The 23,532-nt window shown below is 52.9% G+C and carries 25 protein-coding genes and 1 pseudogene; 17 read left to right on the forward strand and 9 right to left on the reverse strand.

The window, feature by feature from the left end:
- Positions 1–27 precede the first annotated feature (27 nt).
- Both glyA and H3L95_RS04580 read right to left on the reverse strand, forming a co-directional pair.
- Positions 28–1,278 carry a serine hydroxymethyltransferase gene (gene glyA / locus H3L95_RS04575; RefSeq protein WP_003756352.1) on the reverse strand — a complete coding sequence of 417 codons (1,251 nt, stop codon included), beginning with the start codon at positions 1,276–1,278 and terminating at the stop codon, positions 28–30.
- A 132-nt stretch (positions 1,279–1,410) separates the two neighbouring features.
- Positions 1,411–1,788: a hypothetical protein gene (locus tag H3L95_RS04580; RefSeq protein ID WP_003756353.1), complete on the reverse strand. Its 378-nt coding sequence runs from the start codon at positions 1,786–1,788 to the stop codon at positions 1,411–1,413.
- A 135-nt stretch (positions 1,789–1,923) separates the two neighbouring features.
- Here H3L95_RS04580 and H3L95_RS04585 point away from each other — a divergent pair, with 135 nt between their 5' ends.
- Positions 1,924–3,081 (forward strand): sugar transporter, encoded by a 1,158-nt coding sequence (locus H3L95_RS04585; RefSeq protein ID WP_003756355.1) that lies wholly within the window; start codon positions 1,924–1,926, stop codon positions 3,079–3,081.
- A 416-nt stretch (positions 3,082–3,497) separates the two neighbouring features.
- On the opposite strand, the gene H3L95_RS04590 is transcribed toward H3L95_RS04585, so the two are convergent.
- The 4 genes from H3L95_RS04590 to H3L95_RS04605 all read right to left on the reverse strand — a co-directional run bounded on the left by H3L95_RS04590 (position 3,498) and on the right by H3L95_RS04605 (position 8,152).
- On the reverse strand, positions 3,498–3,776 hold the full coding sequence (locus H3L95_RS04590; protein WP_241429702.1) for a DUF3325 family protein: 279 nt from the start codon (positions 3,774–3,776) through the stop codon (positions 3,498–3,500).
- Between the two features lie 2 nt (positions 3,777–3,778).
- Positions 3,779–5,284, reverse strand: a complete 1,506-nt coding sequence (locus tag H3L95_RS04595; RefSeq protein WP_003756363.1) for a PepSY-associated TM helix domain-containing protein — start codon at positions 5,282–5,284, stop codon at positions 3,779–3,781.
- Positions 5,277–5,552, reverse strand: a complete 276-nt coding sequence (locus H3L95_RS04600; RefSeq protein WP_003756365.1) for a hypothetical protein — start codon at positions 5,550–5,552, stop codon at positions 5,277–5,279. Before H3L95_RS04600 ends, H3L95_RS04595 begins: the two co-directional genes overlap by 8 nt.
- Positions 5,553–5,971: 419 nt before the next feature.
- Positions 5,972–8,152, reverse strand: a complete 2,181-nt coding sequence (locus H3L95_RS04605; protein ID WP_182096219.1) for a TonB-dependent siderophore receptor — start codon at positions 8,150–8,152, stop codon at positions 5,972–5,974.
- A gap of 495 nt (positions 8,153–8,647) precedes the next feature.
- On the opposite strand from H3L95_RS04605, the gene H3L95_RS04610 reads away from it, so the two are divergent.
- A complete protein-coding gene (locus H3L95_RS04610) occupies positions 8,648–9,067 on the forward strand; it encodes a YidB family protein (protein WP_003756377.1) in 420 nt (139 codons plus the stop codon).
- Here the strand turns inward: H3L95_RS04610 and H3L95_RS14300 are convergent.
- Positions 9,059–9,190, reverse strand: a pseudogene (locus H3L95_RS14300) (IS5/IS1182 family transposase); the annotation flags it as partial. The gene H3L95_RS04610 and the pseudogene H3L95_RS14300 overlap by 9 nt on opposite strands.
- 56 nt (positions 9,191–9,246) lie before the next feature.
- Positions 9,247–9,885 (reverse strand): DedA family protein, encoded by a 639-nt coding sequence (locus H3L95_RS04620; RefSeq protein WP_003756379.1) that lies wholly within the window; start codon positions 9,883–9,885, stop codon positions 9,247–9,249.
- 56 nt (positions 9,886–9,941) lie between these two features.
- On the opposite strand from H3L95_RS04620, the gene H3L95_RS13800 reads away from it, so the two are divergent.
- The 10 genes from H3L95_RS13800 (at position 9,942) to H3L95_RS04665 (ending at position 16,034) form a co-directional block, all read left to right on the forward strand.
- Positions 9,942–10,067, forward strand: a complete 126-nt coding sequence (locus tag H3L95_RS13800) for a hypothetical protein (RefSeq protein WP_259345830.1) — start codon at positions 9,942–9,944, stop codon at positions 10,065–10,067.
- A complete protein-coding gene (gene hda / locus H3L95_RS04625) occupies positions 10,064–10,732 on the forward strand; it encodes a DnaA regulatory inactivator Hda (protein ID WP_003756382.1) in 669 nt (222 codons plus the stop codon). Before H3L95_RS13800 ends, hda begins: the two co-directional genes overlap by 4 nt.
- Positions 10,729–11,397 carry a histidinol-phosphatase gene (locus H3L95_RS04630; RefSeq protein ID WP_003756384.1) on the forward strand — a complete coding sequence of 223 codons (669 nt, stop codon included), beginning with the start codon at positions 10,729–10,731 and terminating at the stop codon, positions 11,395–11,397. The genes hda and H3L95_RS04630 overlap by 4 nt, the downstream gene beginning before the upstream one ends.
- Positions 11,398–11,476: 79 nt before the next feature.
- The gene (locus tag H3L95_RS04635; RefSeq protein ID WP_003756387.1) at positions 11,477–12,124 is read left to right on the forward strand and encodes a hypothetical protein; all 648 of its coding nucleotides are present in this window, start codon (positions 11,477–11,479) and stop codon (positions 12,122–12,124) included.
- Between the two features lie 9 nt (positions 12,125–12,133).
- The gene (locus H3L95_RS04640; protein WP_003756389.1) at positions 12,134–12,433 is read left to right on the forward strand and encodes a TonB family protein; all 300 of its coding nucleotides are present in this window, start codon (positions 12,134–12,136) and stop codon (positions 12,431–12,433) included.
- 10 nt (positions 12,434–12,443) lie between these two features.
- On the forward strand, positions 12,444–12,764 hold the full coding sequence (cutA, locus tag H3L95_RS04645) for a divalent-cation tolerance protein CutA (protein WP_003756391.1): 321 nt from the start codon (positions 12,444–12,446) through the stop codon (positions 12,762–12,764).
- Between the two features lie 132 nt (positions 12,765–12,896).
- Positions 12,897–13,280, forward strand: a complete 384-nt coding sequence (panD, locus tag H3L95_RS04650; protein ID WP_003767516.1) for an aspartate 1-decarboxylase — start codon at positions 12,897–12,899, stop codon at positions 13,278–13,280.
- Positions 13,281–13,367: 87 nt separating this feature from the next.
- Complete coding sequence (kdsA, locus tag H3L95_RS04655) at positions 13,368–14,210, forward strand: 3-deoxy-8-phosphooctulonate synthase (RefSeq protein ID WP_003756394.1); 843 nt, start codon at positions 13,368–13,370, stop codon at positions 14,208–14,210.
- A 216-nt stretch (positions 14,211–14,426) separates the two neighbouring features.
- Complete coding sequence (locus tag H3L95_RS04660) at positions 14,427–14,978, forward strand: hypothetical protein (protein ID WP_009312874.1); 552 nt, start codon at positions 14,427–14,429, stop codon at positions 14,976–14,978.
- Between the two features lie 219 nt (positions 14,979–15,197).
- Positions 15,198–16,034 (forward strand): DUF4198 domain-containing protein, encoded by an 837-nt coding sequence (locus tag H3L95_RS04665; RefSeq protein ID WP_003756398.1) that lies wholly within the window; start codon positions 15,198–15,200, stop codon positions 16,032–16,034.
- 83 nt (positions 16,035–16,117) lie between these two features.
- Here H3L95_RS04665 and fghA read toward each other — a convergent pair whose 3' ends face one another.
- Entirely contained in the window at positions 16,118–16,966 is an 849-nt protein-coding gene (gene fghA, locus H3L95_RS04670; protein WP_003756403.1) for an S-formylglutathione hydrolase, read from the reverse strand.
- A 449-nt stretch (positions 16,967–17,415) separates the two neighbouring features.
- Between fghA and H3L95_RS04675 the strand changes: the two genes are divergently transcribed.
- The 5 genes from H3L95_RS04675 (at position 17,416) to dapA (ending at position 23,521) form a co-directional block, all read left to right on the forward strand.
- Positions 17,416–19,128 (forward strand): proline--tRNA ligase, encoded by a 1,713-nt coding sequence (locus H3L95_RS04675; RefSeq protein WP_003756408.1) that lies wholly within the window; start codon positions 17,416–17,418, stop codon positions 19,126–19,128.
- Between the two features lie 374 nt (positions 19,129–19,502).
- Entirely contained in the window at positions 19,503–20,186 is a 684-nt protein-coding gene (locus H3L95_RS04680) for an AraC family transcriptional regulator (RefSeq protein WP_003756412.1), read from the forward strand.
- A 170-nt stretch (positions 20,187–20,356) separates the two neighbouring features.
- Positions 20,357–21,322, forward strand: coding sequence for a proline racemase family protein (locus H3L95_RS04685; RefSeq protein WP_003756414.1), 966 nt, complete (start codon positions 20,357–20,359; stop codon positions 21,320–21,322).
- A complete protein-coding gene (locus H3L95_RS04690; protein ID WP_003756416.1) occupies positions 21,319–22,572 on the forward strand; it encodes an NAD(P)/FAD-dependent oxidoreductase in 1,254 nt (417 codons plus the stop codon). The genes H3L95_RS04685 and H3L95_RS04690 overlap by 4 nt, the downstream gene beginning before the upstream one ends.
- Before the next feature lie 85 nt (positions 22,573–22,657).
- Positions 22,658–23,521 (forward strand): 4-hydroxy-tetrahydrodipicolinate synthase, encoded by an 864-nt coding sequence (gene dapA, locus H3L95_RS04695; protein WP_040667988.1) that lies wholly within the window; start codon positions 22,658–22,660, stop codon positions 23,519–23,521.
- Positions 23,522–23,532: the final 11 nt, after the last annotated feature.

Raw genomic sequence — 23,532 nt, forward strand, 5'->3', positions numbered from 1 at the left:
TGCAAAATGCTTAAACGGGCAAGCCGGTTACGCGCCGTAAACGGGGTATTTGTCGCAAAGCGCGGTGATTTGTTTGCGGACGTTTGCCAGATTCGCTTCGTCTTCAGGGTTTGCCAAAACGTCGGCAACGAGGTTGGCGAGGACTCGGGCGTCGGCTTCGTTAAAGCCGCGCGTGGTCATGGCGGCGGAGCCGATGCGGATACCGGAGGTAACGAACGGTTTTTCCGGGTCATTCGGAATGGCGTTTTTGTTGACGGTGATGTTTGCTTTACCCAATGCGGCTTCGGCGGCTTTGCCGGTGATTTTCATCGGTTGCAGGTCAACGAGGAAAACGTGACTTTCGGTGCGGCCCGAAACGATGCGCAAACCGCGTTTGACCAATTCTTCCGCCATCGCTGCGGCATTGATTTTCACCTGTTTCGCGTATTGTTTGAACTCGGGTTGCAGGGCTTCTTTGAACGCAACGGCTTTGGCGGCAATGACGTGCATCAGCGGACCGCCTTGCAGGCTTGGGAAGATGGAAGAGTTCAACGCTTTTTCATGTGTGTTGTCGCGGCACAAAATCACGCCGCCGCGCGGGCCGCGCAGGGTTTTGTGGGTGGTGGTGGTCACAAAGTCGCAGAATGGGACGGGGTTGGGGTATTCGCCGCCGGCAATCAGACCTGCGTAGTGCGCCATATCGACAAAGAGGTAGGCACCGACTTTGTCGGCGATTTCGCGGAATTTCGCCCAGTCGATTTGCAGGGCGTAGGCAGATGCGCCGGCAACGATCATTTTGGGTTTGTGTTCGAGCGCGAGGCGTTCGACTTCGGCGTAATCGAGGACTTCGTTTTCATCCAAACCGTAGGTAATGGCATTGTAGAGTTTGCCGGAAATGTTAACGCTCGCGCCGTGAGTCAGGTGTCCGCCGTGTGCGAGGCTCATGCCGAGGATGGTGTCGCCGGGTTTGAGGACGGAGGCGTACACGGCTTGGTTGGCTTGGGAGCCGGAATGGGGTTGGACGTTGGCGTATTCCGCACCGAAGAGTTCTTTGACGCGGTCGATTGCCAGCTGTTCGACGATATCGACGTATTCGCAACCGCCGTAGTAGCGTTTGCCGGGGTAGCCTTCGGCGTATTTGTTGGTCAATTGCGAACCTTGTGCCTCCATCACGGCGCAACTGACGTAGTTTTCGGAAGCAATCAGTTCGACGTGGTCTTGCTGGCGTTGGTCTTCTTGGGCGATGGCGGCTGCCAGCTCCGGATCATATTGGGCTAGGTTGACGCTTTTTGAAAACATCTTCTCGACTCCTTTGTCGGTTGGGAAACGGGGATTGATAAGTGTTGAACAATGTACCAAATCGGTTTGGATTGTCAACGATTTTATCTTTCAGACGCGCCCTTTGCTGCTTGGAGGGGCGTCTGAAAAGTTTTATTTGAACAGATTGTCTTGTTTCAAATGAAATTCGATTTTTTCGAGCAGGGCTTCGAGGTCGGTCTCGGCTTGGGCGGCGGCGAGGTTTTTGCCCAACTCTTCCAAAGCCAGCGTATCGAGCCTGCGGCGTTCGAGTTTGCGCGCTTCTTCGTTGAAGATTTTGATGTTGTCGGGCAGGATAAGCGGCGGCACGCTGCCGTCGGTCGTATAGAACGCTTCATCCGCAAACACAAACCCCGCCGGCAATGCGGGCGCGTTGTCGTAGTCGGCATCGTTGACCGGCATCCACTCGGAATGCTGTTCCAACAGGACGAATTGCCCGTTCATGCCGTAAATGTGGGCGAAACGGGAAAGCTTGGGGCGTTTGGTGTTCATGCAAAGATTGTATGCCGATGATGCGGGAGCGTCTAGGGCGGAATTTTGTGTCGTCGCAGTAGGAAGGTCGTCTGAAAGTAGTATAATTACAAAATCGATAAATTTTTGAAGACAAATATAAAAAGGGAAACCCCAATGTCAGCAAACACAAACAAACAATGGCTAAGCGTCATCGCTCTGGCAGTCGGCGCATTCATTTTCAACACCACCGAATATATCCCGATTGCCCTATTGAGCGACATCGGCGCAACCTTCAATATGCCGCCAACCGAGGTTGGCATCATGATTACCGTGTATGCGTGGATTGTCGCACTATTGTCGCTGCCGCTGATGCTGGTAACGAAAAACATCGAACGCCGAAAGCTGCTGCTCATCCTCTTCGCGTTCTTTACCCTCAGCCACATCGTTTCCTATTTCGCCCGAAGTTTCGAAATCCTGCTCGTCAGCCGTATCGGCATCGCCCTGACGCACGCCGTGTTTTGGTCGATTACCGCCTCGCTGGCGGTACGTGTCGCGCCGCAGGGTAAAGGCAATCAGGCTTTGGGGCTGCTCAGTACGGGGACGGTCATGGCGATGGTGGCGGGCATCCCACTGGGGCGCGTTATCGGGCAACACTCAAGCTGGCAGTTCAGCTTTTTGCTTATCGGACTGTGCGCGGCGGCGGTCATGGGCATATTGGCGAAAAACCTGCCGCTGCTGCCCAGCGTAAACACAGGTTCGCTCAAAAGCCTGCCCGGATTGCTCAAGCGCAAAAACCTCATGCTGCTCTACGCGCTGACCGTCCTCCTGATTACCGCCCACTTTACGGCATACAGCTATATCGAACCCTTCGTCCTGCAAGCCGGCGGCTTCGCGCCCGAACAAGTGACCATCGTCTTGAGCCTGTACGGGCTGGCGGGATTTGCCGCGTCGTATTTGTTCGGCAAATGGTTTGCCAAACACCAGCGCGCATTCCTGATGACCTCGGTATCCGTCATCATGGCTTCAACGCTCTGCCTGCTTCCCCTTGCCGCTTACCCGATAGCCGTTTACGCGCTGGTGTTTGTCTGGGGTATCGCCATCGTCGTCTTGAGCCTCGGCATGGTCTCCAAAGTATTGGACTTTGCCTCGGATGCGACGGATGTAGCCAACTCGATTTACTCAGGCCTCTACAACGTCGGCATCGGCGGCGGCGCGCTTTTGGGACATTACGTTACCGTGTGGGCAGGCATTTCCAACATCGGCTTTGCCGCCGCAATCTTAGCGGCGGCAGGATTGGGCGTGTGCCGGATGTTGGTTGAAATGCGGAAATAAGAGGGTTGTATAAAAAGAGGTCGTCTGAAAACGTTTCTTTTTTATTTAAATACATCGCCCCGCTGCCGGTACGCTCCGTCCGCGTAGGCGTGAGAATGAATTTCTAAGTTTGTTTTAGATGATTGGATTTTCAGACGACGTTTTGGGTCGTCTGAAACCTTATCCATGCTCTTTACCTTCGTTTATTCAAAACATTATAGTGGATTAACTTTAAACCAGTACGGCGTTGCCTCGCCTTAGCTCAAAGAGAACGATTCTCTAAGGCGCTGAAGCACCAAGTGAATCGGTTCCGTACTATCTGTACTGTCTGCGGCTTCGTCGCCTTGTCCTGATTTAAATTTGATCCACTATATAAATAAGGTCGTCTGAAAACGTTGTTTTGTTTCAGACGACTTTTGATTTTAATCCGATAAATTTTACTTCCTGCGGGCTCCCTTTCCCCGAAAATAAACCGCAACCGCGCACAAGGCTGCGCCTGCGCTCAGGCAGCCGAACCAGCTTGTGCTGGCGGCAGCAGGATGGGGCGAAGCGAGTGCGGAGACAAGGGCGGCGGCGAGGAGGGTTACGCCGGCGAGGCGCAGGCGGGCGGGGTGTTGGACGGGTCGTCCGAGCATGGTTTTGGCGTGGGGCGTTTGCGAGAGCATGAGGCAGAAAAAGCCGCCGGAGCAGAGGGAAAACATCAGGAAATACAGCATGGTCATTGCGCCTTTGCGATGCGGCGGGCGATGAGGAAGAATATTGCCGCAAATGTCAGGAAACACAGTTCCACCGTCCAATAGAGCGTGTCCCCCGACTGAATCGACAGCCAGAGAGGCCGTCCGACATAAATGTCCAAGAGCGGGATCAGGGCGCACAGTGCGGCGGCGGCGTAAAACAGGCCGCGCCATTTGATATGCGCGGGGCAGGGGAAGAAGGCGGCAACCACAGCGGCGGCCCAGACGGCAAAGAGGCTTTGCGCTTCCCAAATTTCGCGCCCGTCCCAGTCTGCGGGCAGCAGGCGGTTGGTGCAGAAAAAGGCGGCGCAGGCAAGCGGGAAACCGGCGAACACGGCGATGTTGATGCGTTCCGCCCACGCAATCCCGCGCAGGGGCGGCTGTTTGCGGTTGCGCCGCTTCATCGGCCACATTACCGCACCCGTCGCAATCATACCGCAGCCCGCCATGCCGCTGAAGAAATAAAGCCAGAGCGTCGGATAGTCGGCAAAGCCCGCCGTATGCAGGCTGTAGAGCGAAGAGTAGGCCTGTTCGAAGCCGCCGTAGGCATCTTTGCGGTACACCTGCGCCCCGTCGCGCAAACGTACCGCCACCGACAAATCAGGGTTCGAGTCGACGCTTCTTTTGTCGAAATAATCTGCCGACAACACCGCTTCTTTGCGGTCGGGGTCGGTGATGGTCAAGTTGATTTCCTTGTCCGTCCCGTTCGGGCGCAGCCTCTGCACCGTCGGATACCAATCCGCCATCTCCCTCCGCTCTCCCGCGTTTTCAGACGGCCTCGGCACATAGGCGGCGCTCGCCTCGAATTCTTCACCCGACAACTCCGCCGCCGTTTGGCTGTAGGTCATCACCGTATGCGAAGTCAGCAAGAGGCCGCTGTAAACAATCATCACATGAAACGGCAGCGGCAGTACGCCCAGCAGGTTGTGCGCGTCCAGCCAGCTTCTGAGCTTTTTGCCTGCGCGGAAAGTGAAAAACTCCGCCAGAATCTTTTTATGCACAATCACGCCGCTGATTACCTCCGCCAGCGCGACCACCGCGGCCGCAGCCGTCAGCCAGTAACCGCCGTATTCCGCCGCCGCGAGGTTGCTGTGGATGGAAACCAGATAACCCGCCCCCGCCGTTTCGCGCGGTTTGGACTGCGGCGCGTTAGGATAAGGGCTGATGGTGGTATAGGACGCCTCTTCGGCCCCGCGCTCCGTCCAGCCCAAATCCAAGTACGGCGAACGTTCGGTCGGCAGAGAAACCGACCATTCTGCCGCATTCGGCGCATGGCGGCGCAGATAGTCCAGGGCGGTCGCCAGCGAAACCCGTTCGTCCGGCAGGCCGTCTGAAAACGGCAGCTCCGGCTGCATCCATACATCCAGTTCGGCACGGAAAAACGCAATACTTCCCGCAAGGAATATTACGAACAAAACCCACGAACAGACCAGTCCCGTCCATGTGTGGATTTCTGCCATTACCTTGCGCAGCCCCGCCTCCTTAGCCATGCGGCAGCCCCCCTGCCGCCGAAAGCAGCAACACCGACAGCGACAGCACGCAAAACACCGTTCGCAGCCGCCGCGCCGCCAACGCCCACAGAAATACCAGCGGCAGCAGCGTGATACCTAGGAAGGTGCCGCCGTAAACGGCATTGTTCGACCCGCCCGCATAAAGCGGAACCGTACCCGCCGCCAGCGCGGATACCCAGTAGCTTCCGGCCGAAGCCAGCACAATCCGCGCCGCGATGTGCAGCGGGCGTGGCAGGATGGGACTCATATGGTTTTCCTTGGGATATTTGTTACTTTTATTCGATTGGGTGTTTTTCAGACGACCTTTAGAAATGACAGGTTTCAGACAGCCTTTGCAGAGTACGGCAACCTCACGACCGTCATTCCCGTGAAAACGGGAATCCAGACCTTTGGAGTTTCAGGAATCTCTAAAAATCGCCGAATCCCAAAGATTCCTAGATTTCCGCCTGCGCGGGAATGACGGATTATATAGTGGATTAACTTTAAACCAGTACGGCGTTGCCTCGCCTTAGCTCAAAGAGAACGATTCTCTAAGGTGCTGAAGCACCAAGTGAATCGGTTCCGTACTATCTGTACTGTCTGCGGCTTCGTCGCCTTGTCCTGATTTTTGTTAATCCACTATAGGTTTCAGACGACCTTCAAGAATTACAGCAACCCCAAACCCCGTCAAAACTTATACCTAAGCGTCCCCGACAAACTCCTCGGCTGGCCGTAGTCGTGGTACGCCGTATCCATGCGGTAGCGTTTGTCGAATACGTTGTCGAAATTCAGCGTCAGTTCGGCGTTTTTCGAAACTTGGTACTGCGCGTTCAGGTCGACCACGGCGAAGGATTTTTGGCGGGAGAGGACGCGGGCGCGTTCTTTGGCTTCATCGTCGTCAAACTCGATATTGCTGAGGTCACTGTATTTGTCCACAAAGGTCTTGCTCTGCCAGCGCACGCCGCCGCCGAGGGTCCAACGGGTTTTGGGCAGGCGGTAGGTGGTGAAGAGTTTGAAGCTGTGGCGCGGGTCGTATTGGCTGTTGGGCCGGTTGCCGTTTTCTTCGCGGGTCAGGTGCGACTGCACGCCCGCGCTGATGTCCCAGCCTTCGGCGGGCGAGCCGCTGATTTCGGCTTCCCAGCCGTGGGCTTTGGTATTCGCTGCGCGGTAGTAGGTGTCGTCGTTGTCAAGTTTGCCCGCTTCGACGGCGACGTTGCGCCGTTTGGATTGGAACACCGACAGCGAGGCGTTCAGACGGCCTTCGAGCCATTCGCCTTTCAGTCCAGCCTCGACGGTGCGGCCGGTAATCGGATCGATGGGGCGGCGGTTGATGTCTGTTTCGCCGTTTTCGTGCGGCATAAACAGGCGGCTGTAGGAGGCGTAGGCGGAGAGGTTGTCGGTGAGGTCGTAGGTGATGCCGGCGTAGGGGGCGAAGCGGCCTTCTTTGGCTTCCGTATTCGGGCTGCCGCCAACCGGTATGGCTTGGTAATGGTAGCGGGCGTAGTTGGCGCCCAAAAGCAGCGAGAGTTTGTCGGTGGCGTGCAGGCGGGTGGCGGCATAGCCGCTGATTTGGCGTGTTGCGATGGTGTCTCCCTCCCATTTCCAGTCGTTGACGGAAGCGATGGCGGGATAGTCGCGGCGGCGTATGAAATCGTAGATGTCGTCTATGGAATAGTTGCTTTCTTGGTTTGCCCAGGCGCGTTTGTCCCGCGTGCGGTAGCCTCCGATGCCGAATACGGCTTCGTGTTTGCGCCCCCATAAATCGTATTGCCCGTTGAGCTTGAAGCTGAAGGCATGGCTGACGATATTGTCGGCCATTTTATAAAAATTGGCTCCGGCTGAGTTGTCATCGTGCCTGAGATAGTTGTATGGGGCGTCACCCATGCCGGGATTGAGGGTTTTCTCACGGTTGTAGCGGTATTCCAGCTTGGCTTTCCAGTTGTTTTCAAAGCGGTGTTCCAGTCCGGTAAAGAGTTCCGTCGAGCGTTCGCTATAGCTGCTGCCTTTGATTTTGTTGTTGTCACGGATGCCGAAGCGGGTGGGGTAACCTGCGCTGTCGTAAACGGGCAGGTCCCCGCCGTAAAATTCTTTTTCTCGTGCGCGCTGGTGGTTGATGCCGGCGTAGGCGGTGGTTTGCGGCGAGAAATCGTATTCGGCAATGCCGTAAACCATGTCGGAGCGGTCGCGCGAACCCTCGGTCCAATGCCGCCCGCCCTCGGCGTTGACCACGGCGCGACCGCGCAGGCTGCCGCTTGGGTTGAGCAGTCCGGAAACGTCGGCCTCGGCATTCCAACGCCGCCATCTGCCGATACCGACGGAAATTTCAGCCTGCCGCTCTTTGGTCGGACGCTTGCGTACCAGGTTCACCGTCGCGCTCGGGTCGCCCACGCCGCCCTGCAAGGCGGAAGTGCCGCGCACGACTTCCACCCGCTCGTACGCGCCCGAGTTCAGCAGTTGGTTGCCGTCGATTTCGGTGGTCATGCCGTCTATCTGGTAATCGTTGACCTTCTCGCCGCGCGCATACATGTTGGTTACCGCATAGCGCGAACTTGCCGGATTGCCGCTGATACCGTTGACCCATGAGAGCGCGTCGTAAACGCTGCGCTTGCCTTGGTCCTTCATCTGTTTGTCGGTTACCACGCTCACGCTCTGCGGCACCTCGCGCAGCGTCAGCGGCATCCCCGTCGCGGCGTAAGTGCCCGAAGCGGTATAGCCCTTGTTCAACGACTTCTGCCTCTTGCCGCGCACGGTAACAGTGGAAAGGGTAACTGCTGCCGGTTCGGCATCGGCGGGAACGTATGTGTCCGCCGCCTGCGTGCAGACAGGCAGGATAAGTAACAGCGGCGCGCTCAAATGGTAAAACTTCATTGCTACAAATTCTCCTTTTCAAGTTCAAACAATAGAACAATAGATTGATAGGATTGATAATAATTTTTGTATAAAAACTGGTAATTTTGTTTCATTTTGTTTTATGCGGAAGACGGGGTAGAAAAATGCGAAACGGGCAGGACGCTATGATGCGGTGAACAGGCATAGGAAAAAGAAATGACAGAGGGTTTGTAAAAGTTTGGAAAGGGGATATTGAATACCGTCATTTCCACCCCAGTCTACGCGAAGACAGGCTGAGACGAGAATCCAACACTTTGGATTTCTGGAATCCCTGAAAAATTACTGCAGCCCAAAGGGCCCTTCGGATTCCCACTTACACGGAAATGATGGGTTGTAAATTTCAGACGACCTTTACTTTTGTACCAGCTCGTCAATTCGCTGTTGAATTGGGTTAAATTGGCAAACAAGCGTCGGAATTTTGTTACACTCTGGTTTCTTTACACTTCACACTCACACATCACATAAGGAGGCTTTATGGCATTAATGGACAGTTTGTTGAACGCGGCGGCGCAAGCCTTGGGCGGCAAAGATGAAAACGGACAAAGCTCGCTGACCGACATGGCGATGAATTTGGTACAACAACAAGGCGGCGTGGGTAATCTGATTAATCAGTTGCAACAAGGCGGGTTGGGCGATGTATTAAATAGCTGGGTTTCCAACCAACAAAGCAACCTGCCCGTATCCGGCAGCGATTTGCAAAACGCTTTGGGCAGCGATGCCATCAGCCAAGTGGCGCAAAAATTCGGTCTCGACAGCCAGCAAGCCGGCGATATGCTGGCGCAGATTCTGCCCAATCTGGTGGACAAAGCCACGCCGAACGGTTCGGCGCAAGATGCGGACGGATTCGGTTTGGACGATATTGCTTCGGCGATATTGAAGAACTTCACCAAATAAGCAGTACGAAAAATATAGTGGATTAACTTTAAACCAGTACGACGTTGCCTCGCCTTGCCGTACTATCTGTACTGTCTGCGGCTTCGTCGCCTTGTCCTGATTTAAATTTAATCCACTATACAAAAAGGTCGTCTGAAAAACGTTTTCAGACGACCTTTTTATATGGTTCAAATTATCTCTTATTTCTTCGCCGCCCTTCTCGCGCGGATGACTTCGACCACGCCCGGCAGGATGGAAATCACGATAATCGCAACCATCACCAACGCCAGATTGTTTTTGACAACCGGAATATTGGCGAAGAAATAGCCGGCATAGGAAAACGACAAGACCCACAATACCGCGCCGATGATGTTGTAGCGGATGAAGGTGCCGTAGTGCATACTGCCCATGCCTGCGACAAACGGGGCGAACGTCCGCACAATCGGGACGAAGCGGGCGATGATGATGGTTTTACCGCCGTGTTTTTCATAGAACGCGTGGGTTTTCTCCAAATAGGACTGGCGGAAGATTTTGGAATCGGGGTTGGCAAAGAGTTTGCGCCCGAAAAACTTGCCGATCATGAAGTTGGCGGCATCGCCCAAAATCGCGGCGGCCAAAAGCAGCGCAATCATAACATGAATATTCATGCTGCCGACCGCGGCAATCCCGCCCGCGGCAAACAGCAGCGAATCACCCGGTAGAAACGGCGTAACCACCAAGCCGGTTTCGCAGAAAATAATCAAAAACAACACCGCGTAAATCCATACGCCGTATTGCGCGGAAATCTCGACCAAATGCTGGTCGATGTGGAGGATAAAATCAATAAGGGTCGAAATCACGAGATTTTCCTGAAATAAAAAAGACAGAGGTCGTCTGAAAACAGACGCGTTGCCAAATGTCCGCCATTGTATATGAAACCCATGACGCGCGCCCCTTTTTCAGACGACCCCGCGCCTTGATACGCGCTGACAAAACAACGTACAATAAACCCGATTCCAACCCATCCGGTATGCCTTTGTGAACCAGCTTATTTTCGACTTCGCCGAACGCGGCTATCCCGGTTTCGACAAATTCCTCGGAACGGAAAATGCCGAACTGGTCTATGTGTTACAGCATAAACACGACCCGTTTATCTACGTCTGGGGCGAAGAAGGCGCGGGCAAAAGCCACCTGCTGCGCGCATGGGTCGCCCAAGCGCTCGACGCAGGGAAAAAAGCCGTCTATATCGACGCTGCCGCCACGCCCCTGACCGAAGCCGCCTTTGAAGCCGAATACCTCGCCATCGACCAAATCGAAAAACTGGGCAACGAAGAACAAGCCCTCCTGTTTGCCGTATTCAACCGCTTCCGCAACAGCGGCAAAGGCTTTCTGCTGTTAAGCTCCGAACACACCCCCCAACAGCTCGTCATCCGCGAAGACTTGCGCACCCGCATGGCGTACTGCCTCGTTTACGAAGTCAAACCCCTGACCGACCGAGAAAAAATCGACGCGCTCGTCAGTATGGCGGCGGCGCGCCAAGTGACCATAGACCCCGAAATCTTCGAATACCTGCTCAACCACTGGCGGCGCGACATGGACAGTCTGATGCAGATGCTCGACACGCTGGACAACTACGCCGTCACCATGGGCAAACGCATCACCCTGCCGCTTCTGCGCCAGCTTCTGAAACAACAGGAAACCCAATGAAAAACCTCGCCATCTTCGACCTTGACAACACCCTCATCAACACCGATTCTGACCATTCATGGCCGCAATACCTCATCAAAAAAGGGCTGGTTGACGCTGCCGAAACCGAAGCGCAAAACGAAAAATTCTACCGCGACTACCAAAACGGCTGCCTCGACATCGACGCCTTCCTCAAATTCCACCTCGCCCCGCTCGCCCGTTACAGCAAAGAAGAGCTGGCGGAATTTCACCGCGAATTTATGGCGGAGTTCATCACGCCCCACATCTCACCCATGCAGCGTATGCTGGTGCAGAGCCACCAAATGGCCGGCGACGAAACCCTCGTGATTTCCTCGACCAACGAGTTCATCATCACCCCCATCTGCCACCTTTTCGGCATTACCAACATCATCGGCACCCAACTCGAAACCGGTGCCGACGGCCGCTACACCGGCAACTACATCGGCACGCCCAGCCTCAAAGAAGGCAAAATCACCCGCCTGAACCAATGGCTTGCCGAACGCGGCGAAACGCTCGAAAGCTATGGCAAAACCTATTTTTACAGCGACTCCAAAAACGACCTGCCGCTGCTGCGCCTCGTCAACGAACCCGTTGCCGTCAACCCCGATGCCGAGCTGGAACAGGAAGCCAAAGCAAAAGGTTGGCCGATATTGAATTTCAAATAAGCAAAACCGCACCCGCCGCCCAAACGGATGCAATACCGTAACGTGGGCTTCACCCACGAAAAACAAAGGTCGTCTGAAAATGGAAAACAACGATGAGCAAAATGATGCTCTACATGAACTGAATCAAATAAATCAAGACGTGGTAAAAACACAAGTTTTAGCAGTTATGGTTGAGGGAACTGCTAAAGCAGCTTATGAACATTTTGAGAGTTTTAATCTATGGTTACTTACTGTATCAGGAGTTACTCTTTCTTTCGAAATCTTAAATGCCGATAAAATTATTGGATATATGCAATTAAGAGGTTTCTTTTGGTGCAATGTTTGCCTCATAGTCTCTATTATATGTGGATTAATTAGTAAGTATCTGATGACAATAATAAAAAGCCAAATTTATATTGCCCAATATTTAAAAGAAAAATTAAATCCGATTTTTCAAGATTATTCTGCCAAGGAGGAATCTGTACAGCAATACGCAACACAGTCAAATATTAAAATCTATACTGATTTAGATTTTAATAAAATTATTGGAGATTTCACAGAGTTATTCCCCAAATTAGGAAAATGGCTTATTTTACGAAGTTTAGAAAAGAATAAAAACTACGATGTAGTGTTAATGAAACTAGTGCATAATCAAGGGATTTTCGTTTTTCTTCAAACTGTTGCTTTCTTCCTTTCGTTAATTTTAGGGATTCTTTTCATCATTTGTAATGTTTCCCAACAAACATAAGAGAAATTTATGTCCATCCGCTCCATCATCCCCGCCCTGCTGCTTGCCTTCGCCCTACCCGCAACCGCGCAAACCGTCAACCCGGCAGAATACGCCCCCGCATCCCAAAATCCCGCACAACCCATCAAACCCGTCAAACTGTCCATCTTGGTTTCCCCCGAAGGCAAAGCCGTAGAAGTCAGCATCCTCGAATCCAGCGGATATGAAGGGCTCGACGAAACAGCCGTGGCAACCGCCAAAAAAGACAAATACAAAGCCGCCGGATACTGGGTGAAATATAAAGGAACCATCGAGTTTAAAAACCAATAGGTCGTCTGAAATGTCCGCGTTCAAACCCGTCATCGTTACCACCACCGCCCCGACCCGCGAAGAAGCCGAAAAAATCGGCAGCCTGCTTTTGGAAAAGCAACTCGCCGCCTGCGTGCAATACGAAGCCATCACCAGCCAATACCTTTGGAACGGCGAAATCTGCAGCGACGACGAAATCCGCATCACCATCAAAACCTCGCGCCACTGCTACCGCGAAATCCAAAAAACCATCATCGCCAACCACAGCTACGAATGCCCGCAAATCCTGATGCAAAACGTCTCGCGCGGATACACCCCCTATTTGCGCTGGCTGAAGCAGAGTTTAGGTTGATAAAACAGCCGCGTCGTCTGAAAAACGCTCAAGCATCATTATGAATTTACAGGGAAGTCCACTATAATGACGGCTTTTGATTTTCAGACGGCCTTACGTCTGCATCCGCAATCCCAAACCAAAAGGAAACCCATGTTCCGCACCATGCTCGGCGGCAAGATACACCGCGCCACCGTTACCGAAGCCGACCTCAACTACGTCGGCAGCATCACCATAGACCAAGACCTGCTCGACGCCGCAGGCATCCTCGTCAATGAAAAAGTCGCCATCGTCAACAACAACAACGGCGAACGCTTCGAAACCTACACCATCCCCGGCGAACGCGGCAGCGGCGTCGTCTGCCTCAACGGTGCCGCCGCACGGCTCGTCCAAAAAGGCGACATCGTCATCATCATGTCCTACGTCATGCTGTCCGAACCCGAAATCGCCGCGCACGAACCCAAAGTCGTCCTCGTGGACGAACACAACAAAATCCGCGACATCCTCTCCTACGAGCCGCCGCACACCGTCCTATAAAACACAAAGGTCGTCTGAAACCGAAAAATCCGCTTTCAGACGACCTTTCAGCCATTTTCAGACGACCTTCGAGAAAGCCCCATCATCATGAACATCCGCATCAACAACCTCAACGTCGGCAACGACCTCCCCTTTACCCTGTTCGGCGGAATCAACGTCTTGGAAGACCTAGACTCCACCCTCAAAGCCTGCGAACAATACGTCAAAGTGACCGACAAACTCGGCATCCCCTACGTCTTCAAAGCCTCCTTCGACAAAGCCAACCGCTCCTCCATCCACTCCTTCCGCGGCGTCGGCTTGGACGAAGGCATGAAAATCTTCCAAGCCGTCAAACGCGAGTTTGACGTACCCGTCATCACCGACGTCCACGAACCCTACCAATGCGCCCCCGTCGCCGAAGTCTGCGATGTCATCCAACTGCCCGCCTTCCTCGCCCGCCAAACCGACCTCGTCGTCGCCATGGCAAAAACCGGCAACGTCATCAACATCAAAAAACCCCAGTTCCTCAGCCCCTCGCAGATGAAAAACATCGTCGAAAAATTCCAAGAAGCAGGCAACGGACAAATCATCCTGTGCGAACGCGGTGCCAACTTCGGCTACGACAACCTCGTCGTCGATATGCTCGGCTTCGGCGTCATGAAGCAAACCTGCGGCGGCCTGCCCGTCATCTTCGACGTCACCCACTCCCTGCAAACCCGCGAATCCGGTGCAGCCGCATCCGGCGGACGGCGCGCGCAAGTGCTGGACTTGGCGCTCGCCGGCATGGCAACCCGCCTCGCAGGCCTCTTCCTCGAATCCCACCCCAACCCCGACCAAGCCAAATGCGACGGCCCCAGCGCCCTGCCGCTCGCCCAGTTGGAAGACTTCCTGACCCGCGTCAAAGCCGTGGACGAAACCGTCAAATCCTTCGCGCCTATGGACATCCGTTAACGCAGCATGGCAAACGAAAGGTCGTCTGAAAATTGAATCGTCGGTTTACCTTGTGTAAACTGACGGTCAGGCGATTTTGTATTTCAATCGATTTTTCGATATAAAACAGTAAATACACAAACCATCAACATTGTGGGCAAACGCGAAAACCCCAAAAAACGGATTCGCCGCCTGCGCCCGATTCTTCAACTGCTCATTACATATAAGGAAAACAATATGAAAACATGGAAAACCCTACTTGGCGCCGCCGCGTTCACCTTGACCCTGACTTCTGCCGCCGTGGCGGAGACGGCTTATGTACCGGGTCTGCACGTTACCGAACCCAACCAGCTCGTTACCGCCAAAAAAGTCAAACGCAAAGACTTGTTCGGCATGTGGGGCAACACCAGTAAAAACGCTGACGGCTCCCTGCTCAACGCCAGCCTGATGCGCCCCGACGGTACCGGCCGCGACCTAATCCATTTCCAAGCAAATTCCGGCGATACGACCACCATTACCCAAGACTTCAAATGGAAATTCAGCCGTTGGAGACAAGAATTCCGTCAAACCATAACCAACTACACCGTCAGCCACAACGATGGCGCGCCCGAACAAAAACCTGACGAAATCGGCAAAACCGTCAAATTCAAGGTTCCGCTGCTGCTGAAGCTGGAAGGCAAACCCAACGTATTGGAAATGACCAATAAAGAAGGTACGGACAGCGTCCGCTATTACCGCTACAACGAAGAAGCCATGCCTGATCTGCTGAAAAAACTGGAAGCGCAATAATCCATCTTCCCAATACAGAAAGGTCGTCTGAAAACCTAATTTCAAGGTTTTCAGACGACCTTTCTGTTTTCTGTTACCCCTTAAAGATTTATAGTTCTTTGTAACTAAAAACAATCATCAATAATATTTACATTTCGAAATAAAAAGAGTAAGGTTGCCTTGCTTTTCGGGCTTTCCGTTGGCTTTTGAACCGTAAACAATCAAATTTGAGGAAGAAACATGAAAAAATTATGGATACTTGGCGCATTGGGATTGAGCATGGCGGCGCAGGCGCATGATTTGTGGGTGTCGGCTCCGGTGCGTTTGGATTCGGGCAGTACGTTGAAAGCGGATTTGGGTTACAGCCATGATTTCCCGAATGTCGAAAAAATCGCCGACGACCGCGTGCACATTTTCAAACCGCTGCAATTGACGGACAAATCCGGAAAAACGGTCGATTTGACGAATAAAGGCGAAAATTACCAATATGTTTCCAAATTCCGCCTGAAAGACGGCTCTTATTGGGTCGGCGCGGTGTACAAACCGACGTTCTGGTCGCAAAACAGCGAAGGCTGGAAACAGAAAACCTTGAAAGACCTGCCCGGCGCGACTTATTGCGAACAGGCCCAGATGTTCGGCAAAGCGTTTTTGCAAGTGGGCAGCGCAGGCGTGGATGAAAGCGTGTTGACCCGTCCGGTCGGTCATGAATTGGAGCTGGTGCCGCTGAAAAATCCGAATGAGGTCAAGGTAGGCGGTCTGTTGCCGGTTAAAGTGCTTTATAAAGGCAAACCGTTGGCAAAAGCGACGGTAACGGCAAGCTCGGATACGCTGGCGGAAATGGACTTGGCGGCGACACACGACCACCGCGAGCCGCAAGGTTTCTCAGGGAAAACGGATAAAGACGGCGTCGTCAATGTGATTCCTTTGATTGAAGGTTTGTGGAAAATCAAAGCCGTCCATCAGGCGGATTATGCCGATAAAAGCGTTTGCCAAGAGGACAAGTCGTATGCAACGCTGATTATGCCCGTCGGAACGAAACGCGCGGCTGAACGGCATGAACACCATCATCAACACTAATTGAGTGTGAAAGATCAAAAAGGTCGTCTGAAAAGGTTTTCAGACGACCTTTCTTTATATAGTGGATTAAATTTATAGTGGATTTACAAACCCAATGCCTCAGCATGAAACTCGATATGCGAGTCGATAAAGCTGGCGATGAAGAAATAATCGTGTCCGTAGTCGGGGCGGACTTTGTATTGCACGTTGAAGCCGTTGGCGCGGGCGGCATTGACGAAGGCTTCGGGTTGCAGTTCGTCGGGGAACAGCGGGTCGGCGCCGCCTTGATCGATGAGTATCGGCAGCTTGCGTGAGGTCGTCTGAACAAGCGATGTGCTGTCGTAAGCCTGCCAAGCCTCCGATTCCGCTCCCAGATAGGCGGCAAACGCCTGCTTTCCGCCCCGGCTGGCGGTCGGATGGCACAAGGGGGCGAACGCAGAAACGGCGGCATAGCGTCCCGGATTTTTCAGGGCGATGGAAAGCGCGCCGTGTCCGCCCATGCTGAAACCTGCGATGCTGCGTTCTTGGGTGGCGGGGAAATGCCGTTCCACCCAGTCGGGCAGTTCGCGGCTGATATGGCTGTACATCTGATAATGCGCCGCCCACGGCTGTTCGGCCGCATCGACGTAAAATCCCGCGCCTTGCCCGATAAACTCGTCCGTGCTGTCGCTGATATGGCTGACGCGCGGCGAAGTGTCGGGAAAAACGACGATGATGTTCCATTGCGCGGCAAAACGCTGGATGCCGGTTTGGCGTATCAGTTCCGAGCCGTCGCCGTGCAATCCCGACAAGAAATACAAGACCGGCGCGGGATAGCCTTTCAATACCTGCGGCGGCAGGTAGATGCCGAAAGTCATATCGGTTTGACAGGTTTCGGAAAAGCAGCGGTATTGCTCTTGATGACCGTTGAACATTTTGGCGCGGGAAAGCAGGTGTAATTCGTGTGCGGACATAGATGGAATGACGTGAAAATAGTGAAGGCATCATCTTAACAGAAAGACCTCGTTACGGGCTTTTAAAAACCTATCGAACGGTATGGTTTCAGACGACATCAATCTATACACAAACTCTGTGGATAAGTTTGTTGATAAGCTTTGGGTAATCGGAATTTTTGCTTTTGGAACAACCCAAGCCTTTCAGTGCTTAAAAAATAGTCAAATAAAATACAATAAAATCAATTGGTTATAAAAATAAAAAATTTCAAAGCCTTTATGGGAAAAATTTATAAGCAAAACAAGCCAATGCGGGATTGTGTATAAAAAGTGATTGACACGCCCGATAAATGTCAAATGAGTTGACCGAACAAGCAAGGCATCGGCTGTCGCCCTATGGGGAAAAACTTCAATCCCCCTGCCTTTCGCGTTACAATACGCGCTTACTTTTTTACACAGAAAAACACACCATGAAAGCCAGCCAATTTTTCATTTCCACCCTGAAAGAAGCCCCTGCCGAAGCCGCGCTTGCCAGCCACAAGCTGATGATTCGCGCCGGTTTGATTAAAGCCAACGCGTCCGGCCTTTATACTTGGATGCCGATGGGGCTGCGCGTGTTGCGCAAAGTTGAAAACGTCGTGCGCGAAGAAATGGCGCGCGCGGGCAGCGTGGAGTTGCTGATGCCGGTGGTGCAGCCTGCCGAGCTGTGGCAGGAATCCGGCCGCTGGGAATTTTACGGTAAAGAACTGCTGCGCCTGAAAGACCGCCATGACCGCGATTTCTGCATGGGCCCGACCTGCGAGGAAGTCATCGCCGACATCGTGCGCAAAGAAATCAACAGCTACAAACAGCTGCCGAAAAACTTTTACCACATCCAAACCAAATTCCGCGACGAAGTGCGTCCGCGCTTCGGCGTGATGCGCGCGCGCGAGTTCGTCATGAAAGACGCTTATTCTTTCCATGCCGACTACGCCTCGCTTCAGACGACCTATGATGCCATGTATGACGCTTACTGCCGCATCTTCACCCGTCTGGGCTTGGAATTCCGTCCCGTTGCCGCCGACACCGGCAGCATCGGCGGTACCGGTTCGCACGAGTTTCAAGTGTTGGCGGAAAGCGGCGAAGATGTGATTGCGTACAGCGACACTTCCGATTACGCCGCCAATATCGAGCTGGCACCGACCTTGCCGCTCAAAGGCGAACGCGCGGCTGCTCAGGCAGAGCTGGCCAAAGTACACACGCCGAATGTCAAAACCATTGATTCATTGGTTGATTTCCTCAGCATTCCGATTGAAAAAACGCTGAAATCCATCGTGGTCGAAGGCGAAAACGAAGGCGAAATCGTCTTATTGCTGTTGCGCGGCGACCATGAGTTCAACGACATCAAAGCCGAAAAACTCGCAGGCGTGAAATCGCCGCTGACCATGGCAGACCCTGCCGCCATCCGTGCGCAGTTCGGTGCAAACGGCGGCTCGCTCGGCCCCGTCGGCTTCACAGGCAAAGTCTATGCCGATTTCGCCACTGAAAAAGGCGTGGACTGGGTTATCGGCGCGAACGAAGACGATTACCACTATACCGGTTTCAACTTCGGCCGCGACGCCGCCGAGCCTGAATTCGTCGATTTGCGCAACGTCGTCGAAGGCGACGAAAGCCCTGACGGACAAGGTCGTCTGAAACTGGCGCGCGGCATCGAAGTCGGACACGTCTTCCAGTTGCGCGACAAATACACCAAAGCCATGAACGTAAGCTTCCTCGACAACAACGGCAAATCGCAAATCATGGAAATGGGCTGCTACGGTATCGGCATCACCCGCGTTGTTGCCGCCGCCATCGAGCAGAACAACGACGAAAAAGGCATCATCTGGACAAAAGCAATGGCGCCGTTTGAAGTCGTTATCGTGCCGATGAACTACAAAAAATCAGACGCCGTGCGCGACGCTGCCGACAAAATCTACGCCGAACTGTTGGCGGCAGGCGCAGACGTCCTCCTCGACGACCGCGACGAACGCGCAGGCGTATTGCTCAACGATTCCGAGCTTCTGGGCATCCCGCACCGCATCGTCATCGGCGACCGCGCCTTGAAAGAAGGCAATGTCGAATACGCCGAACGCCGCGACAATCAGGCGCAAACCGTAAGCCTGAATGAAATCGCCGGCAAAGTATTGGCTGCATTGAAAGACTAATGACGGATTAAAACGAATGCAGATAAAAGAAGGTCGTCTGAAACTGGAAACAGGTTTCAGACGACCTTCTTTATTTTGAAATCAAAATCAGCAGTAAAAATCAGGAAAACACATGATTATTTAGTCAAGTATGTTTTTACCACCTCTGCTATTTTTATGAAAAAGATGGGCGGCGCTACTAATGAATCTGAAAATTCAAGCTGGACGGCAACTTTGGCTTCGCGTATGTTCAAAGTGTATTTAGATGTATAGCTGCAATGATTCGAGATATTTTATTATCGTAACTTTCACGGATACCAACAACCATGCCTTCCAGCCCTTTTCCTCTTTCAGTTTGTCCGGAAAATGTGAATGACCTTATCCGCAGTCTGAACATGTTTGCACCTGTCTTGCAGGTATTGCCCAGTACGGTGTTTTTTGTAAAAAACATGCGGGCGGAGTATGTCTATGCCAACGATACGCTGTTGCACCGCTTACAATTGTCAGATATGGCGGCTTTGATTGGGAAAACATCGGAAGACCTGTTTCAGTCGGAATGGGGACAACGTTATACACAGCAGGACAGGGAAGTTTTGAACGACGGCAAAATCATCAACAATAAGCTGGAGCTGCATACTTATGCTTCGGGAGAACTGGGCTGGTGTATCACGCATAAAATGCCGGTGCGCAATCCTTTGGGTGAAATTATTGCCATGCTTGGTGTGTCTGTGGATGTGGAAACCAATGACAGCAACCGCCCTGAGCTGAATAAAAAAGTCGCGCTGATTGAAAAATACATTGCCGGCCACTTCGACCAAAACATAAAAATGAAAGACTTGGAAGCCGTTTCACGTCTTTCCACCGCCCAAATCGAGCGTTATTTCAAAAAGATTTTCCACATCACACCTTCGCAATATATTCAAAAAATACGCATCGAAGCAGCCATGGCGATGTTGGAAACAGGCTTGTCGGTAACGGAAATTTCTGCCCGCTGCGGCTATTCAGATCACAGTGCATTTACGCGTCAGTTTAAGGCATTGGTAGGATTGGTACCATCTGAATTTAAGAAATCAAGATAACAGTAACCGTACGGAAATGCCTGTCTGAAAATAGTTTTCAGACAGGCATTTTTTGTTTTAAGTGTGTCTGAGTGTGCACATTTCCGCATAAAAAACGGGAAATTCATCAAGACGGCAGCAGCAGCGATTTTGTAAGGTTAACGGAAGTTTTTTAGCGATAGGATTTTGCTATGCCGCATACCGAATATACTTTTTCCGTGATTGACTCCCATACCGGCGGTGAGCCGACCCGTGTAGTGTATGACGGATTTCCCGAGCTTTCCGGCAACAGCCCGCAAGAGCAGTGCGCAGATTTTGCCAAACGTTTCGACCATTTGCGTCGTGCGCTGATTTTGGAGCCGCGTGGTTCGGAGGTTTTGGTAGGGGCGTTGTTGTGCAAGCCGAAATCCCCCGCCTCTAGCGCCGGTGTAATTTTCTTTAACAACAGCGGTTATTTGGGTATGTGCGGCCACGGCACCATCGGTTTGATTAAAACGCTGCAACACCTCAAACGCATTGATATCGGCACGCATACCATCGAAACGCCGGTGGGCGATGTGCGCTGTACGCTGCATGAAGACGGCTCGGTCAGCGTGCGCAACGTGCCGTCTTACCGCTACCGTAAAGATGTGTCGCTTGACGTTGAGGGCATTGGCAGCATCACCGGCGATATTGCTTGGGGCGGTAACTGGTTTTTCTTGGTGAATGACCACGGCTGCACCATCGCGCCCGACAATCTGGAGCAATTGACTGATATTTCATGGCGCATCCGCACCGCGCTGAATGCGCAGGGCATTACCGGCAAAGATGGGCAGGAAATAGACCACATCGAGCTGTTCGGGAAAACCGATAATGCAGACAGCCGCAGCTTTGTGCTCTGTCCCGGCAAAGCTTACGACCGCTCGCCTTGTGGCACGGGCACCAGCGCGAAGATGGCCTGTTTGGCTGCAGACGGCGTGTGGCCATCTGAAAAAGAGTGGGTGCAGGAAAGCATAATTGGCAGCCGCTTTGCTGCTTCTTATGAAACACTTTCAGACGACCTTCATTCGGAAGGTCTGATAATCCCCACCATCAAGGGAGAGGCACATATTCATGCGGCATCGGAAATTTTTGTAAACGCGGATGATCCGTTCCGCTACGGAATTGAAACATCATGAGCAGCCAAATTTTTTCTGCAGCCGTGGTTGGCGGCGGCATCGTCGGATTGAGCATCGCGCTGGAATTGCAGCGTTGCGGCGAAAGCGTACTGTTGTTAGAGCGGGACACTGTATGCGGAGGCGCATCTTATGGCAATGCCGGACATATCGCCACCGAGCAGGTGTTTCCGATTGCATCGCCGGACGTGCTCAAGCAACTGCCGAAAATGCTGCTCGACCCGCTTGGACCGTTGCGGCTGGACTGGAAATACCTGCCTAAAATCACGCCGTGGCTGTTCAGCCTGCTGTACAACCTTACGCCCAAACGCTTCCAGCACAGCCACCGCGCCCTGATGGCACTAAACAGTCTTGCTTTGGCTGCATGGAGGAAGTTTGCACAAGAATGGAGAGTGGAACAACATATCCGTATCGACGGTTCGCTGTTGGTGTGCGAAACCGAAAACGGGCAATCAGCGTTACAGAAACACGGCAGGGTGTTGAATGAATTAGGTGTGGTCAACGAATGGCTTGACTATGCCGGTCTGCATGAACGCGAACCTGCGCTGGCCGATACGCAACGCGGTGCGCTGTTTTACCCTCATACCGGTCATGTGGTCGATTTGGCAGGTATGGCGGCTGATTTACAGCACGCTTTCATACAGGCGGGAGGTACGATCAGTGAACATACCGACGTTTCCGATATCCAATTATTTTCAGACGACCTGTTCCGCATCATAGGCGGTAGTAAGGCGTTTGAAGCCAAACATGTGGTGATTGCTGCCGGTGCGTTTTCCAAGCCGTGGCTGAAAAAGCTGTGCGGCAGCGACATTCCGCTTGATACGGAACGCGGTTACCACCTGATGCTGCCTCAGAGCCAAAATATTTTGAACGTGCCTGTGAGCAGCTTCGAGCGTAAATTCATCATGACGCCCATGAACGCAGGCTTGCGCCTGGCCGGTACAGTGGAGTTTGCCGGGCTGGATGCGCCGCCGAATATGGAACGGGCGGAGCAGCTCTTCCGCTTGGCAGAACCTATGTTCAAAGGTCGTCTGAACCGGCAAGACGCCGTGTCGTGGATGGGGTTCCGTCCTTCGGTTGCTGATTCTTTGCCTGTAATCGACCGCAAAGAAAACATTTTGCTGGCGTTCGGGCACCAGCATTTGGGACTGACTCAAGCGCCGTTGACCGCAAAACTGGTGAAAGCCCTGTATTTCGGCGAACAGCCTGCAATCGATTTAAGTCCTTACCGTTTTAACCGTTTCGCCAGCTAGGGCGTGTCATATTCGGATCAAGTCCGAATATTGACGGATGTAGTTTTTAAAAATGATTCACTATTCATCTCAAGAGGAGAAACATATGAATATCGAAGGTATTTTGGTTCCTATCGTTACCCCGTTTACCGCCGACAATCAAGCAGACACCGCATTGCTTGCCGAGTTGGTGGACGCGTTTATTGCCAAAGGCGTGCGCGGCATTGTAGCCTGCGGTACCACAGGCGAGTATTACGCTTTGTCGGAAGCCGAGCGCGAAACCGTATTGAACACCATCGTAAAGGCCGCTGCCGGCCGCTGTACGCTGATTGCCGGTGTCAGCGATATGTCGAGCGAAGTGGCTGCGCAACGCGCCATCCGCGCTAAAGAATTAGGCTACGACGGTCTGATGCTGTCGGCACCGCCATACAGCCTGCCATCGCAACAAGGCATCATCGAACATTTTGAATATGTGGCATCTAAAACCGACTTGCCGATTATTCTCTACAACTTTCCCGCGCGTATCGGCGTAGAACTCGAATTTGAAACTGTGGCGCATTTGTCGAAACATCCCAACATCGTCGGTATCAAAGAAAGCACCGGTAATTTCTCTAACGCGTTGCGTATGATCCAGGCGAAATTCGACAATTTCCAAGTCGTGTGCGGCTGCGACGACCAACCTTTGGATTTCTTCTTCTGGGGGGTGAAAAGCTGGATTGCCGGCGCGGCCAACGTTTTCCCCGGCGAGCAGGTTGCCCTGTTTAACGCAGCCCAAGCCCAAGATTGGGACAAAGCACGCCAGATTCTGACTGACCTCTATCCCGCCCTGCATTCGATGGAGTCGGGCGACTACAACCAAAAAGCCAAAATCGGTTGCTTAAACGGCACCAAGCCCGCCGGCAAAGTGCGCTTGCCGCTGCATAACCTGACCGCGCAGGAAGCCGCTGAATTTACGGCATTGTTGAAATAAAGGAGCCGCAG

The sequence above is a fragment of the Neisseria sicca genome, assembly GCF_014054945.1.
Lineage (GTDB): Bacteria > Pseudomonadota > Gammaproteobacteria > Burkholderiales > Neisseriaceae > Neisseria > Neisseria sicca.

Coding starts and splice junctions, on each gene's coding strand:
- H3L95_RS04600 (WP_003756365.1), bottom strand. CDS start 5,552: ATGAGTCCCATCCTGCCACGCCCGCTGCACATCGCGGCGCGGATTGTG.
- H3L95_RS04640 (WP_003756389.1), top strand. CDS start 12,134: ATGTCCATCCGCTCCATCATCCCCGCCCTGCTGCTTGCCTTCGCCCTA.
- kdsA (WP_003756394.1), top strand. CDS start 13,368: ATGAACATCCGCATCAACAACCTCAACGTCGGCAACGACCTCCCCTTT.
- cutA (WP_003756391.1), top strand. CDS start 12,444: ATGTCCGCGTTCAAACCCGTCATCGTTACCACCACCGCCCCGACCCGC.
- H3L95_RS04660 (WP_009312874.1), top strand. CDS start 14,427: ATGAAAACATGGAAAACCCTACTTGGCGCCGCCGCGTTCACCTTGACC.
- fghA (WP_003756403.1), bottom strand. CDS start 16,966: ATGTCCGCACACGAATTACACCTGCTTTCCCGCGCCAAAATGTTCAAC.
- H3L95_RS04610 (WP_003756377.1), top strand. CDS start 8,648: ATGGCATTAATGGACAGTTTGTTGAACGCGGCGGCGCAAGCCTTGGGC.
- H3L95_RS04595 (WP_003756363.1), bottom strand. CDS start 5,284: ATGGCTAAGGAGGCGGGGCTGCGCAAGGTAATGGCAGAAATCCACACA.
- glyA (WP_003756352.1), bottom strand. CDS start 1,278: ATGTTTTCAAAAAGCGTCAACCTAGCCCAATATGATCCGGAGCTGGCA.
- panD (WP_003767516.1), top strand. CDS start 12,897: ATGTTCCGCACCATGCTCGGCGGCAAGATACACCGCGCCACCGTTACC.
- H3L95_RS04665 (WP_003756398.1), top strand. CDS start 15,198: ATGAAAAAATTATGGATACTTGGCGCATTGGGATTGAGCATGGCGGCG.
- H3L95_RS04675 (WP_003756408.1), top strand. CDS start 17,416: ATGAAAGCCAGCCAATTTTTCATTTCCACCCTGAAAGAAGCCCCTGCC.
- H3L95_RS04590 (WP_241429702.1), bottom strand. CDS start 3,776: ATGCTGTATTTCCTGATGTTTTCCCTCTGCTCCGGCGGCTTTTTCTGC.
- H3L95_RS13800 (WP_259345830.1), top strand. CDS start 9,942: ATGTCCGCCATTGTATATGAAACCCATGACGCGCGCCCCTTTTTCAGA.
- H3L95_RS04580 (WP_003756353.1), bottom strand. CDS start 1,788: ATGAACACCAAACGCCCCAAGCTTTCCCGTTTCGCCCACATTTACGGC.
- H3L95_RS04680 (WP_003756412.1), top strand. CDS start 19,503: ATGTTTGCACCTGTCTTGCAGGTATTGCCCAGTACGGTGTTTTTTGTA.
- H3L95_RS04630 (WP_003756384.1), top strand. CDS start 10,729: ATGAAAAACCTCGCCATCTTCGACCTTGACAACACCCTCATCAACACC.
- H3L95_RS04635 (WP_003756387.1), top strand. CDS start 11,477: ATGGAAAACAACGATGAGCAAAATGATGCTCTACATGAACTGAATCAA.
- H3L95_RS04585 (WP_003756355.1), top strand. CDS start 1,924: ATGTCAGCAAACACAAACAAACAATGGCTAAGCGTCATCGCTCTGGCA.
- H3L95_RS04605 (WP_182096219.1), bottom strand. CDS start 8,152: ATGAAGTTTTACCATTTGAGCGCGCCGCTGTTACTTATCCTGCCTGTC.
- dapA (WP_040667988.1), top strand. CDS start 22,658: ATGAATATCGAAGGTATTTTGGTTCCTATCGTTACCCCGTTTACCGCC.
- H3L95_RS04685 (WP_003756414.1), top strand. CDS start 20,357: ATGCCGCATACCGAATATACTTTTTCCGTGATTGACTCCCATACCGGC.
- H3L95_RS04690 (WP_003756416.1), top strand. CDS start 21,319: ATGAGCAGCCAAATTTTTTCTGCAGCCGTGGTTGGCGGCGGCATCGTC.